Origin of the sequence: Primorskyibacter sp. S87 (genome assembly GCF_049801055.1) — a bacterium.
Lineage (GTDB): Bacteria > Pseudomonadota > Alphaproteobacteria > Rhodobacterales > Rhodobacteraceae > JBNAGF01.
Genome location: NZ_JBNAGF010000004.1, coordinates 262,587 through 275,566 on the forward strand (window position 1 = coordinate 262,587; position 12,980 = coordinate 275,566).

Consider the following 12,980-nt stretch of genomic DNA (forward strand, 5'->3'; position numbering starts at 1 on the left):
CGGCGCACCGTCATTGTTGCGCCATGACCTTACACCGTGCGACCCTTTCCATCCGCTCACCTCAGGCTATGGCAGAATTTGCCAACCGTCTTGGGCAATTGCTGCGACCGGGAGATTGCATTCTGCTCGAGGGCCAAATCGGGGCAGGAAAAACACATCTTGCGCGAAGTCTGATCCAATCGCTTCTGGATGAACCCGAAGACGTTCCCTCGCCGACATTCACACTGGTTCAGACCTATGAAACCCGGGCTGGAGAGCTTTGGCATGCCGATCTCTATCGGCTGTCTTCGGTGACTGAAATCGAGGAATTGGGCCTAATAGAAGCTTTTGAGGAGGCCATTTGTCTCGTTGAATGGCCCGACCGACTTGGCAACCTGGCGCCCGAGGATGCGCTTACAATCTCCTTTACGCAGGGCGGTGATGACCCCGACACCCGCGAAATTTCGCTTCGGACAAACAATCCACATTGGGCGATTGTCCTTAGTAAACTAGCCAAAAAAGACGCTGAGATGAGCAGAACCCCATGATTGATTCCCGCGCCCAGCGCGCCCAAGCCCTGATTTCCGCCTGCGGCTGGCGCAGTGCTCGGCGAACACCGCTTGCCGGTGACGCATCAAACCGAAAGTATGAACGGTTGACCCTGCCGGATGGCGGCGGAAGCGCGGTGCTTATGGATGCGAACCCAGAAAAGGGCGAAGATGTGCAGCCATTCATCGATATCACCGAACATTTGCGCAATGCCGGCTTGAGCGCGCCGGAAATCTTTGGGCAGGATCCTGAAGCGGGATTCCTGTTGATCGAAGATCTTGGAGATGATCTGTTTGCGCGAGTCATCGAGCGAGATTCCTCCCTTGAACCGCTCCTTTATCAGGCCGCCACAGACGTACTGCTTCATCTGCACGCAAATCCAGCGCCCAGACTGGAAAGCTACAATCCAACCCTAATGACAGATCTGGCGAGCCTTGCTTATACGAAGTATGCGGACGCGGTTGGGCCAGTGGAACCAGATAATCTCACTCGCTTCCAGAACCGGTTCGAAGACATTCTCGTGCAATCCGTCCGAGGAAAGCAGGTTCTGATACAAAGGGACTACCATGCGGAAAACCTGATCTGGCTGCCAAATCGGGAGGGTGTGGCACGTGTCGGCCTGCTTGACTATCAGGACGCTATGTCCGGTCATCCGGCCTATGATCTAGTGTCGCTTCTTCAGGATGCGCGTCGAGATGTGTCGGCGCCGGTAGAGTTGGGAATGACCGCCCACTATATTCGGGCAAGCGGGGCCGATGAGCATGAGTTCCTGACCGCCTACGCAGTTCTGGGCGTACAACGCAATCTGAGAATCCTCGGTGTTTTTGCACGGTTGTCTCTTGAATATGGCAAGCCTGACTATGTCGATCTGATCCCCAGAGTTTGGGGGCACCTCGTTCGGGGTCTGGAACATCCTGTCATGGCACCGATCGCTGACCTGTTGCTCGCTGAACTTCCGCAGCCCACCGAAGATGTGCTTCGGAGGTTGAGGGGATGAGGGATACACCTGACGCGGTCATGTTGTTCGCCGCAGGTTTTGGCACACGAATGAAGCCCCTCACGGATTCCCTGCCCAAGCCCATGATCAAGGTGGCAGGCAAACCCCTTATCGACCATGCGCTTGATCTTGTGTCGGCGATATCGCCCCGAGTGACTGTCGCCAATCTGCACTATCTGCCCCAACCGCTTGTCGACCATCTTGAGCCGAAAGGTGTAGCCCTTTCGCTTGAATCTCCTGATATTCTCGATACCGGTGGCGGCTTGCGTCAGGCTCTGCCAATGCTCGGTGACGGGCCGGTTCTGACCGTGAATACGGATGCTGTTTGGGCCGGACCAAACCCGCTTGTCGCATTGCGTGCAGCGTGGGACCCCGACAAGATGGATGCGCTTTTGACCTGTATTCCATTGGAGCGAACAGTTGGGCGGAGCGGCGGCGGCGATTTCAGGATTGATCAATCGGGTCGGCTGACCCGAGGTGGCGAGATGGTCTATGGCGGCGTTCAAATCATCCGTACCGAACGCCTGCTTAACGTCCCGGACAAAGCATTTTCCCTTAATAGGGTCTGGAACGACATGCATCAGGAAGGCCGCCTATTTGGCCTGTCTTACCCCGGGACTTGGTGCGACGTAGGACACCCCGGTGGAATCGCGCTCGCAGAAAACATGCTGAGTCGCCATGTTTGATCCTTCCTCTTCATCGCGTGTCTTTGCTCTCTCGCCGGGTGTCGACTTTCCCCGGGCATTGGTGTCCGGCCTCAGAGCCCGCCTTCAGCATAGACCACCCGAGGACATGGCCAGAGTCGAGCTGATCGTCAACACACGCAGAATGGCGCGCAGGGTGCGCGATTTGTTCGATGCCGGCCCGGCATGTCTGTTGCCGCGGATCTCCCTGCTGACCGATCTCACCCGACATCGGGAGGCTGCCCGGTTACCGCAGGCTGTTCCGCCATTGCGCAGGCGTCTGGAGCTCACACAGCTCATCTCGAAGCTTCTGGATCAGCAGCCGGATCTGGCAGCTCGGGCTTCGATCTACGATCTTGCTGACAGCCTTGCGACACTGATTGACGAAATGCAGGGCGAAGGCGTTTCACCCGAAGCAGTCCGAGCCCTGGATGTATCTGACATGTCCGGGCATTGGGCGCGGGCGCAGGCCTTTATTGGAATCGCCGAGAACTTCATCGAAGTGGAAGGTGGGGCGCTGGACGTTCAGGCCAGACAACGCAAACTGGTGGGGATGCTTGTCGATCGTTGGCGATCTTTACCTCCTGAACACCCGGTAATCCTTGCCGGTTCGACCGGGTCACGGGGCACCACGATGATGCTGATGGAGGCTGTGGCAAACCTGCCACAAGGCGCGGTCATTTTGCCGGGATTCGACTTTGATCAACCGGAAGACGTCTGGGGCCAACTCGATAAGGCACTGCTGTCCGAAGATCATCCGCAATACAGGTTTCATAAGCTGATGACCCGGCTGGGAATACGGCCTGCAGACGTTACGTTGTGGGCGGATAATCCGGCGCCCTGCCCTGATAGAAATCGGTTGGTCTCCCTTGCATTGCGTCCTGCACCCGTGACCGACGCATGGTTGCGCGAAGGCCCGGCGTTGACCGGACTGTCAGAAGCCACCCGAAACGTGACGCTTCTGGAGGCTCCGTCACCCAGATCCGAGGCTTTGGCGATCGCACTGCGCTTGAGACAAGCCGCCGAAGACGGTCAGAAGGCCGCCCTGATCACGCCGGACAGAATGCTGACCCGGCAGGTTGCCGCCGCATTGGATCGTTGGAATATCGTTCCCGATGACAGCGCGGGCCTACCATTGCAATTGTCGCCGCCGGGCCGATTGCTGCGGCACGTGGCCGGACTGTTTTCCAGCCCACTAAGCAGCGATGCGTTGCTAACACTGTTGAAACATCCGCTTTGCCATGACGGAGGCGAACGCGGCGAGCACCTTCGGCTGACCAGAGATCTGGAACTGGACCTGCGCCGCAATGGTCCGCCACATCCTGATTCAAACAGTTTCCAAGCTTTTGCGGTTCGTCATGAAAAGATTCCGCATCACTGGTTGGAGTGGTTGACCGCGTGCTTTCACGGGCAAGAGGCACTCTCGGACCGTCCGTTGGCAGATTGGGTAGACGACCTTGTTCGGCTTTCTGAACGGATCGCCGCCGGGAGCATTGCTTTGGGCAGCGGGAGCTTGTGGGAGAAGAACGCGGGCCAGAAGGCGCAGGCCCTGATGACGCATCTGGCCGAAGAAGCCGCGTTCGGTGGAACTATGTCGGCGCGTGATTTCTCCGACCTGGTGGGTGCTCTGCTGTCAACCGAAGAGGTCCGTGACCGCGACGCTCCGCATGAAGGGATCATGATCTGGGGCACTCTAGAGGCACGGGTTCAGGGTGCCGATCTGCTGATTCTGGCCGGTTTGAACGAAGGAAGCTGGCCGGAAGCCGCCAGTCCCGACCCATGGCTCAACAGGGAAATGCGCGACAAGGCCGGATTGCTGTTACCCGAGAGGCGGATTGGCTTGTCAGCTCATGATTTTCAGATCGCGGCAGGGGCAAAGGAAATCTGGCTGTCCCGTGCAACCCGGTCCGACGACGCAGAGACCGTGGCATCTCGTTGGTTGAACCGCATGACTAACCTTTTGAGCGGGCTGCCAGAGCAACAAGGGCCGGAAATTCTTGCCGAGATGCGGGACAGGGGCGAAACCTGGCTGGCACAATCACGGGCACTGGAGGAGGCGCCAGAACTGGTCTCTGCCTCCCGTCCGTCGCCACGGCCACCAGTGGCTTCGCGGCCACGCAAATTGTCGGTGACAGAGATCAAACGCCTGATACGAGACCCCTATTCAATATATGCTAAGCATGTTTTGCGATTGCGGCCTTTGGATCCGCTGGTTCAGATGCCCGACGCCCTGTTGCGTGGGATTGTTGTTCACGAGATTCTCGAACGATTTGTTCGGGACAGTCTCAGATCTCCTGAAATGCTGAACCGGGATTCATTTCTTTCGGCTGCGCGGCAGCTGCTGAATGAAAAAGTTGCATGGCCCACCGCCCGGATAGCTTGGTTTGCTCGGCTTGAGCGGATCGCCGATGCTTTCATCGCAAGTGAGCAATCGCGGCGCCAGACAGCCATTCCGGTAGCGTTTGAACGGAAAGCCTCTTTGAATGTGGATCCTCTTGATTTTTGTATTATCGGCGTCGCTGACCGCATCGATCGGGATGAAAGGGGCTCACTCAAGATCTACGACTACAAAACCGGCGCTCCTCCAAGCGGCCCACAACAGACAAAGTTCGACAAACAATTGCTGATCGAGGCCGCGATGGCCGAAAAAGGCGGTTTCCGCGAGATTGATCCCGCTCATGTTTCCGATGCCATATTTATCGGTCTTGGAAATAGCTTGAAGGAGGTCAGCGCACCACTGGACACGGAATCGCCGGAACAGGTTTGGGATGAGCTTCGCCAATTGATCTCGGCCTATTTCGATCCCAAGCAGGGATTCACTTCGCGGAGAATGTTGCACAAGGATACCGATCGCGGAGACTATGATCACCTGGCCCGGTTTGGCGAATGGGATCGCACTGCGATGCCAGAACCGGAGGACCTGGCATGAACGCTCGCAATGAGGCCACCGAGCGGCAGGTACAGGCCGCCCGTCCGAACGCGTCTACATGGCTTGCGGCCAATGCCGGTTCTGGCAAGACACGCGTTCTGACCGATCGTGTTGCGCGCCTTCTGCTGAGCGGCGTCCAGCCTCAGCACATTCTCTGCCTCACTTACACAAAGGCGGCTGCAAGCGAAATGCAGAACCGTTTGTTTCACCGGTTGGGTAGTTGGGCGATGCTCCCGAATGAAAAACTGGTGATGACACTTCTGAATCTGGGAATTGAGGGAGATATCGACGCAGAACAGCTGTCCCATGCCCGGACCCTGTTTGCCCGAGCGATCGAAACGCCGGGTGGGTTGAAAATTCAGACAATTCACTCGTTCTGTGCGGCACTGTTACGGCGCTTTCCGCTGGAAGCTGGGGTCAGCCCACAGTTTTCCGAGATGGAAGACCGCGCGGCGACGCTTCTGCGCGCGGAGATTGTCGATGCCATGGCCGAAGGGCCTGATTCCGACCTTGTCGAAGCCGTGGCGCGCCATCTGTCGGACGGTGATTTCGACAAGCTGACGGCGACGCTCAGTCAGAAGCGGGAGTTGTTTCGCGAACCTCTCGACCTTGGGCGGCTCTCGACAACACTGGGGCTGCCGAATGGCTTTGGGCGCAACGAGCTGTCTGCTCAGGTTTTTCTAGGCGGGGAAGCGGAGTTCATTCAGTCCTTGTTGCCTGCCCTGAACAACAGCGGCGGGAACAACGCCAAGGCCGCCGCAAAGCTTTCGGGATTTTCACAAGAAGCCCTGGACAGCCTGCCCCTTCTTGAAAGCGTTTTCCTGACAGGAAGATCAGCAAAAGAGCCTTACACAGCAAAGGTTGGCGCATTTCCTACAAAGGCGGTCCGCGAGGGAGATCTCTTAGCACAAATGCCTCGTCTTGAGGATTTGATGCGCCGCGTGGAAGCCGCAAGAGAAAGACGGCTAGCCCTGTTGGCGGCAGAAAGATCGGCGGTTCTTCACTCGTTTGCCGGCGTATTCCTGCCCGAATACGAAAAACAAAAGCAACTCAGGGGCTGGTTGGATTTTGACGATCTGATCCTGAAGGCACGCCGCCTTTTGAACGATCCTGCCGTTGCGGCTTGGGTCTTGTTCCGGCTGGATGGCGGCATCGACCACATTCTTGTCGACGAAGCACAGGACACAAGCCCGGCCCAGTGGGACGTGATCGAAAAGCTGGCGCAGGAATTCACTTCGGGCGAAGGGGCCAGATCAAACACTGAGCGCACCATTTTTGTTGTCGGTGACAAAAAACAGTCGATCTATTCCTTTCAGGGCGCCGATCCTGAGGCGTTCGACCGGATGCAGCGCGATTTCGGGACCAGGTTGGAGAATTCGGGAACTCAGTTGGTAGATCTGACTCTGGAGTTCTCATTTCGGTCATCCGAAGCAATTCTCCGATTGGTGGATCATGTGTTTGATGGAATGGCCCAGGCCGGCTTTCCCGAAGGCGGAAAACACCGGGCTTTCAAGGCCGACCTGCCAGGTCGCGTGGATTTGTGGCCGGTTGTCGAAAAGGCCGAGGAAGAGGATGACCGCGAGTGGACGGACCCAGTCGACCGACCCGGAACCCGGCACCACACTGTCATTCTGGCCGAGCGCATTGCCGCAAACATTAGGGACATGATTGCTCGCGGGGAAACAATACCTGAGGATGGTCCGGAGCCGGGGAAATTCGTTCGGCGAGCTGTTCGACCCGGCGATTTTTTGATTCTTGTGCAGCGGCGGTCTGATCTGTTCGCGGAAATCATCCGTGCCTGCAAAGCAGCCGGCTTACCGATCGCGGGGGCCGACAGACTGAAAGTAGGCGCAGAACTGGCTGTAAAGGATCTGGCCGCACTGCTTCGCTTTCTCGCCACACCAGAGGACAGCCTTTCCTTGGCAACAATTTTGCGCTCTCCGATTTTTGGATGGTCGGAGCAGCAGCTGTTTGACCTCGCCCATCGTCGGACCGAGCGGTACCTGTGGGAAGCACTAAGGCATCGCCGTGAAGAGTTCCCGGAAACGCTTGCCATTCTGGACGACCTGCGCGGGCAGACCGACTTTTTGCGCCCATATGATCTGATTGAACGGGTTTTGACCCGCCATGATGGTCGCCGGCGCTTGCTTGGAAGGCTAGGCGAAGAGGCCGAAGACGGTGTCAACGCCCTGCTATCGCAGGCACTGGCTTACGAAAGAACCGAGATACCGAGTTTGACGGGTTTCCTCGTTTGGATGGAAACGGACGATTTGGAAATCAAACGTCAGATGGGAAGTGCCGGAAACCTGATCCGCGTCATGACCGTTCACGGTTCAAAAGGGCTGGAGGCTCCGATCGTTATCCTTCCGGATACCGGTAAGCGGCAGCCTCCGAGAGACGACGAGATCATGGCAGCAAAAGGTGTCGGATATTGGAAAGTACCGGCGGACCAAATGCCGGACGTTCTGCAACAGGCCCGGTCAGAGGCGGCAAATCGCCAGATGAATGAGCGATTGCGCCTACTGTATGTGGCTCTGACTAGGGCGGAAAAGTGGTTAATCGTGGCCGCAGCAGGCGATCTCGATAAAGATGGCGACAGCTGGTACCAGCGTGTCGAAGGCGCGATGCAGACAATGGGTGCTGTGCCTGAGGGGGAGATTTTGCGTTTCAGTCATGGCGGCTGGTATGCGCTGCCGTTGGATGATCATTCTCCTGAAGTCGAGGTGCCGGCAGATCTGTCCGAGGTCTTCACCCGACCCGCGCCTGCGCAACTGCCGAGCCCAGCTACCTTGAGCCCATCGGACCTTGGCGGCGCTAAAGCTTTGCCCGGAGATCTGGGTCAGGATGAAGAAGCGGCCATGCAACGTGGCACGCAAGTTCATCTGTTGCTGGAACATTTGCCAGGCTTGCCCGAAACCGATTGGACCGTTGCAACGGATCACCTGCTGCCAGATATCGCAACGTCTGAAAGAACCTCTGTGCTCAACGAGGTTCAGGGGGTTTTGGGCAATCCTGACCTGAGGTTCCTGTTCGGTTCCGAGAGCTTGGCAGAAGTTCCTGTCACGGCGGTTCTCGGCCATCAGAGAATGCACGGAGTTATCGATCGCCTTCTTGTTTCCAATGAATCCGTCCTTGTGGTGGACTTCAAAACAAACGCTACAGTCCCCGAAAGGCCTGATGAATGCCCCGACGGATTGTTGCGCCAGATGGGGGCCTATTCGCAAGCATTGAGCCAAGTTTACCCTGATCGGGAGATTTACACCGCAATTCTCTGGACCAGAGTGGCGAAACTGATGATGCTGCCTCACGAACTCGTCACCGAAGCTCTATGCCGCGCCGGGGTCTCTTGACGATGTCAAAACCCCTTCTTACTTTGTGCAGCCGAACCCCGAATTCTTGGAGACAAACCATGTCCACCGTAGCCGTCACCGACGCCACATTCGATAGCGAAGTCAAAAACTCAGAAGTCCCTGTTGTTGTGGATTTCTGGGCAGAGTGGTGCGGCCCCTGTAAACAGATTGGTCCCGCACTTGAAGAGCTTGCGGCAGAATATGGCGACCGCGTGAAAATCGCCAAGGTTGATGTTGACAGCAACCCAAACACAGCCGCTGCAATGGGTGTGCGTGGCATTCCGGCTCTGTTCATCTTCAAGGATGGGCAAGTGATTTCGAACCGCGCAGGTGCTGCACCCAAGGCTGCATTGCAGAGCTGGATCGACGAATCGATCTGAGCCCGGTTCGTTCGCGAACCCAGGACAGGCGCCCTGACGGGCGCCTTTTCTTTTTTCGGAATTGGTTCTCGATTCAAACCGCATTCAGAAAGGCGCCGCGAGATCGGCTTGCCGACCGGAAAAGTAATCCTCCTTGGCTGGTGATGACACCGCACCTGCAAATGTTGTGTCTTTTCCTCATCGCCGCAACGAGGCAATTTCAGGTAGTAATTTGAGCCGGAGGCAACATGGCAAAGACACGAGTGCTTGTAGAATTTGGAATGGGAACATCCCTGCGGCGTGAGGATTACACCGAAGCGGCAAAGCGCGCCGTGAAAGATGCCCTGTGGCACAACTCGGTCAACATGGCCGAGCTGTTCGGGTTTCCAAAAGATGCCATGATGATCGACGCCGAAATTGGCGTTCAAAGGCCCGAATTGGTCGATCAAGGCATACTTGAAGCGGTGTTTCCATACGGCAATCCGCAGATCCATCTGAAGAAAGGCGGTCTGGATATCACAAAGCCAAACTCTGAGGGTGTAACCATTATCGCGAATGCGGCGATAAGCGTATCCTTCGATATCGAGCCGATTGCGGAAAGTGAGATAAAATGAACGAAAAACGCATCATTCTGGAAATGGGTATGGGCAATGACCTCTATGGACAGGACTATACCAAGGCCGCTTGCCGTGCCGTGCAGGATGCATTGCATCATTCGTCGATAACGCTGTTTTCCCGTTTGAACCTTGATCACAAAGTCATGCGAGTGCAGGTGACAATTGGAGTTGCAAAACCAGAGCTTGTTGACCTTGAGGCAGTCACCGCGGAGCTTCCGCGTGGTCGGGCCGAAGTACGAGCTGTCGCTGGCGGTCTGGATGTGCAGGACGCGGAGGCCCATCATGTCGTGGCCACCGCTGCAGTCGAAGCCTTTCTACCCGACCTTGAGGGTCAGTATCGGTTGTTGAAGTGAATCATGGTGTTTCTGATCGGACCAGGCAACCGGATACTGAGCTAGGCTTGTGCCTTGGGGTCTTGCGTTCCATATAGGCGGGAACTCAAACGGAGAACGACATGAGCAAGGATTTCCCTGGCTGGCACGGCACCACAATCATTGGCGTCAAAAAGGACGGCGAAGTTGTGATCGCCGGAGACGGGCAAGTCTCATTGGGCCAAACCGTCATCAAAGGCAGCGCGCGTAAGGTGCGCCGTCTTTCTCCGGGTGGTTTCGATGTCGTGGCCGGGTTTGCCGGGTCCACTGCAGATGCATTCACGCTTTTGGAACGGCTTGAAACCAAGCTGGAAGCGACGCCAGGTCAACTGGCCCGTGCCAGCGTCGAACTGGCAAAAGACTGGCGGACGGACAAGTATCTGCAAAAGCTCGAAGCCATGCTGATCGTCTCGGACGGGCGCGACATGTTTGTGATTACCGGGGCCGGTGACGTGCTTGAACCCGAACACGACGTTGCGGCCATCGGTTCGGGTGGGAATTTTGCATTGGCGGCGGCACGGGGCATGATGGACAGTGAGCGCTCGGCCGAACAGGTTGCGCGCGATGCCATGGCCATTGCCGCCGATATCTGCGTCTACACAAACGGAAATCTGACGGTTGAGCACATCGCTGGTTAACCGCCAGACTGGTGCCGCCTGTAGAAAGGGCTTTTCATGACCAATTTGACCCCGCGCGAGATCGTCAGCGAACTTGACCGGTTTATCATCGGCCAGAAAGACGCAAAACGGGCCGTGGCCGTTGCATTGCGTAACCGCTGGCGCCGCAAGCAGTTGAGTGATGATCTTCGAGACGAGGTATACCCAAAAAATATCCTGATGATCGGGCCCACCGGTGTTGGAAAGACCGAGATCAGCCGTCGATTGGCCAAGCTGGCCCGGGCGCCGTTTATCAAAGTCGAAGCTACCAAGTTCACCGAGGTCGGATATGTCGGGCGTGATGTGGAACAGATCGTTCGGGATCTCGTCGACGCATCGATTTCGCAGACGCGCGAATACATGCGCGAAGACGTCAAGGCCAAAGCCCACAAGGCGGCAGAGGATCGTGTCCTCGCCGCAATTGCTGGAACCGACGCGCGCGAGGCAACGCTCGATATGTTCAGGCGCAAACTAAAGGCCGGTGAGCTGGACGACACCGTGATCGAACTGGAAGTTGCTGACACCTCGAACCCGATGCCGATGCTTGATATTCCCGGACAACCGGGCGGAAACATGGGCATGATGAACCTCGGCGACCTGTTCGGCAAAGCGTTCGGTGGTCGGACAGTCAAACGCAAGCTGACTGTTTCGGAAAGCTACGATGTTCTGATCGGAGAAGAAGCCGACAAGCTTTTGGACGATGATATCGTCAATAAGATTGCGCTTGAAGCCGTCGAACAGAACGGAATCGTATTTCTCGATGAGATTGACAAGGTTTGTGCACGCACAGATGCACGCGGCGGCGATGTCAGCCGTGAAGGCGTTCAAAGAGATCTGCTTCCGCTGATCGAGGGCACCACTGTTTCGACAAAATATGGGCCGGTGAAAACCGACCATATCCTGTTCATTGCCTCTGGCGCTTTTCATATCGCCAAGCCGAGCGATCTGCTGCCGGAGCTTCAGGGCCGGTTGCCCATTCGGGTCGAATTGCGCGCTTTGACAGAAGAAGATTTCGTTCGAATTCTCACCGAGACGGACAATGCACTCACGCGCCAATACACGGCACTGATGGGAACCGAAGAAGTCGTTGTAACCTTTACCGAAGATGGCATTGGCGCCTTGGCGCATATCGCTGCAGAAGTGAATCAATCAGTTGAAAACATCGGGGCGCGGAGGCTCTACACAGTTATGGAGCGGGTCTTTGAAGAACTGTCATTCACCGCACCTGACCGATCCGGCGAAGCGATCACTGTAGATGCAGCCTTTGTGGACGCCAATTTGGGATCACTGACCCGTTCGGCAGATGTTAGCCGCTACGTTCTTTAGCTTTTGTCCCTTCCTGTAAAACCGTTGCCGAACCCCACGGAGACATTTATGCGGTTCATTTTGATCATCCTTGGGATGGGCCTGTTAACCGGTTGTACGAACCGGAGCTATACCCCAACAGTGCCCGAGGCGCTGGAAGTCGGCACACCTTACACGGTATTTGCTGCCAGCAGCCGCGCCAAAGATTCTAAGGGCACATTCGGACATGAACGGTCGTCTCAGACCAGCTTGCTGGAGCTTACGGTTTCCATTCCACCGTCGCACAAACCGGGGGAACTGGACTTTGCCTATGCCAATCCAAAGCCCGATACCCAGTTCACCATGGCGGAGCGCAAGCAGTTTTCGTCACCCGCAGAGTTTCAGTCCCGGCTGAGAGAAAAGATCAGAGAAAACGGCTCTAATGCGCGCGAAGTTACGGTTTTTGTACACGGCTACAACGCCACACAGGCAGAAACGGCATTCCGGGCGGCACAGCTCGCACATGACATTGATCTTCCCGGAGCTCTGGTGATTTACTCCTGGCCCAGCCGCGGAAAACCATTTGGATATGCTTACGACTCCGACAGCATGTTGTTTGCCCGCGATGGACTGGAGCAATTGCTCAACCATCTCCGCGGTTCAGGGGTGGAGAACATCATTCTTGTTGCCCATTCGATGGGGAGCGCGCTTTCTCTAGAAACCTTGCGTCAGGCTGAAATCCGTGAACCGGGATGGGCCGAAAAAACGCTGGCCGGTGTGGTGCTCATCTCTCCCGATCTCGATGTTGATGTGTTCCGCACCCAGATGTCGAGGTTCGAGACAGTTCCGCAGCCATTCATTCTGATGGTTTCTGAAAAGGACAAGGCTTTGAACTTGTCCAGCCGGCTGCGAGGAACAACTGAGCGAAAACGTTTAGGGAACTCAAGCGATCTCAGTCAGCTTTCGGACCTTCCGATTGAGGTGATTGATACAACGGAATTCAGCAGCGATGCCTATTCATCCCATTTCGTAGCGGCCACCTCGCCTGCCCTGTTGGCCATTTTTGACGATTTGCGCCGCATGGGTCGAACTTTCGGTCCGAACGGGGTGCTCAACGAACAAATGTTGCCCGGTGTGACAATCAGAAAAGATCAGGCAACCCGAACAACGATTTCGGCCCCTAACGAACCTTCTCACTGATCGCCC

Annotated in this window: 11 protein-coding genes; all 11 read left to right on the forward strand. The window is 56.4% G+C overall.

The features are described from left to right. The first annotated feature begins 23 nt into the window (after nt 1–23). The 11 genes from tsaE (at nt 24) to ACP15U_RS09490 (ending at nt 12,974) form a co-directional block, all read left to right on the forward strand. Nucleotides 24–527 carry a tRNA (adenosine(37)-N6)-threonylcarbamoyltransferase complex ATPase subunit type 1 TsaE gene (tsaE, locus tag ACP15U_RS09440; protein WP_425044889.1) on the forward strand — a complete coding sequence of 168 codons (504 nt, stop codon included), beginning with the start codon at nt 24–26 and terminating at the stop codon, nt 525–527. Beyond that, on the forward strand, nt 527–1,525 hold the full coding sequence (locus ACP15U_RS09445; RefSeq protein WP_425044995.1) for an aminoglycoside phosphotransferase family protein: 999 nt from the start codon (nt 527–529) through the stop codon (nt 1,523–1,525). The genes tsaE and ACP15U_RS09445 overlap by 1 nt, the downstream gene beginning before the upstream one ends. Then, on the forward strand, nt 1,522–2,211 hold the full coding sequence (locus ACP15U_RS09450) for a nucleotidyltransferase family protein (RefSeq protein ID WP_425044890.1): 690 nt from the start codon (nt 1,522–1,524) through the stop codon (nt 2,209–2,211). The genes ACP15U_RS09445 and ACP15U_RS09450 overlap by 4 nt, the downstream gene beginning before the upstream one ends. Continuing rightward, on the forward strand, nt 2,204–5,137 hold the full coding sequence (addB, locus tag ACP15U_RS09455; RefSeq protein WP_425044891.1) for a double-strand break repair protein AddB: 2,934 nt from the start codon (nt 2,204–2,206) through the stop codon (nt 5,135–5,137). The genes ACP15U_RS09450 and addB overlap by 8 nt, the downstream gene beginning before the upstream one ends. Next, the gene (gene addA, locus ACP15U_RS09460) at nt 5,134–8,487 is read left to right on the forward strand and encodes a double-strand break repair helicase AddA (RefSeq protein ID WP_425044892.1); all 3,354 of its coding nucleotides are present in this window, start codon (nt 5,134–5,136) and stop codon (nt 8,485–8,487) included. Before addB ends, addA begins: the two co-directional genes overlap by 4 nt. A 59-nt stretch (nt 8,488–8,546) precedes the next feature. Continuing rightward, on the forward strand, nt 8,547–8,867 hold the full coding sequence (trxA, locus tag ACP15U_RS09465) for a thioredoxin (RefSeq protein WP_425044893.1): 321 nt from the start codon (nt 8,547–8,549) through the stop codon (nt 8,865–8,867). 227 nt (nt 8,868–9,094) lie between these two features. After that, nucleotides 9,095–9,460, forward strand: coding sequence for a Lin0512 family protein (locus tag ACP15U_RS09470; RefSeq protein WP_425044894.1), 366 nt, complete (start codon nt 9,095–9,097; stop codon nt 9,458–9,460). Continuing rightward, nucleotides 9,457–9,816, forward strand: coding sequence for a Lin0512 family protein (locus ACP15U_RS09475; RefSeq protein ID WP_425044895.1), 360 nt, complete (start codon nt 9,457–9,459; stop codon nt 9,814–9,816). Before ACP15U_RS09470 ends, ACP15U_RS09475 begins: the two co-directional genes overlap by 4 nt. Before the next feature lie 101 nt (nt 9,817–9,917). Further along, nucleotides 9,918–10,472, forward strand: a complete 555-nt coding sequence (gene hslV, locus ACP15U_RS09480) for an ATP-dependent protease subunit HslV (protein WP_425044896.1) — start codon at nt 9,918–9,920, stop codon at nt 10,470–10,472. A gap of 36 nt (nt 10,473–10,508) precedes the next feature. Next, nucleotides 10,509–11,816, forward strand: a complete 1,308-nt coding sequence (gene hslU, locus ACP15U_RS09485) for an ATP-dependent protease ATPase subunit HslU (protein ID WP_425044897.1) — start codon at nt 10,509–10,511, stop codon at nt 11,814–11,816. 48 nt (nt 11,817–11,864) lie between these two features. After that, nucleotides 11,865–12,974 (forward strand): alpha/beta hydrolase, encoded by a 1,110-nt coding sequence (locus ACP15U_RS09490; protein ID WP_425044898.1) that lies wholly within the window; start codon nt 11,865–11,867, stop codon nt 12,972–12,974. The last annotated feature ends 6 nt before the right edge of the window (nt 12,975–12,980 follow it).

Excerpts from the sequence above, each read along its gene's own strand:
- addB (WP_425044891.1), top strand. The coding sequence starts at position 2,204 with ATGTTTGATCCTTCCTCTTCATCGCGTGTCTTTGCTCTCTCGCCGGGT.
- hslU (WP_425044897.1), top strand. The coding sequence starts at position 10,509 with ATGACCAATTTGACCCCGCGCGAGATCGTCAGCGAACTTGACCGGTTT.
- ACP15U_RS09450 (WP_425044890.1), top strand. The coding sequence starts at position 1,522 with ATGAGGGATACACCTGACGCGGTCATGTTGTTCGCCGCAGGTTTTGGC.
- trxA (WP_425044893.1), top strand. The coding sequence starts at position 8,547 with ATGTCCACCGTAGCCGTCACCGACGCCACATTCGATAGCGAAGTCAAA.
- addA (WP_425044892.1), top strand. The coding sequence starts at position 5,134 with ATGAACGCTCGCAATGAGGCCACCGAGCGGCAGGTACAGGCCGCCCGT.
- hslV (WP_425044896.1), top strand. The coding sequence starts at position 9,918 with ATGAGCAAGGATTTCCCTGGCTGGCACGGCACCACAATCATTGGCGTC.
- ACP15U_RS09470 (WP_425044894.1), top strand. The coding sequence starts at position 9,095 with ATGGCAAAGACACGAGTGCTTGTAGAATTTGGAATGGGAACATCCCTG.
- ACP15U_RS09475 (WP_425044895.1), top strand. The coding sequence starts at position 9,457 with ATGAACGAAAAACGCATCATTCTGGAAATGGGTATGGGCAATGACCTC.
- tsaE (WP_425044889.1), top strand. The coding sequence starts at position 24 with ATGACCTTACACCGTGCGACCCTTTCCATCCGCTCACCTCAGGCTATG.
- ACP15U_RS09490 (WP_425044898.1), top strand. The coding sequence starts at position 11,865 with ATGCGGTTCATTTTGATCATCCTTGGGATGGGCCTGTTAACCGGTTGT.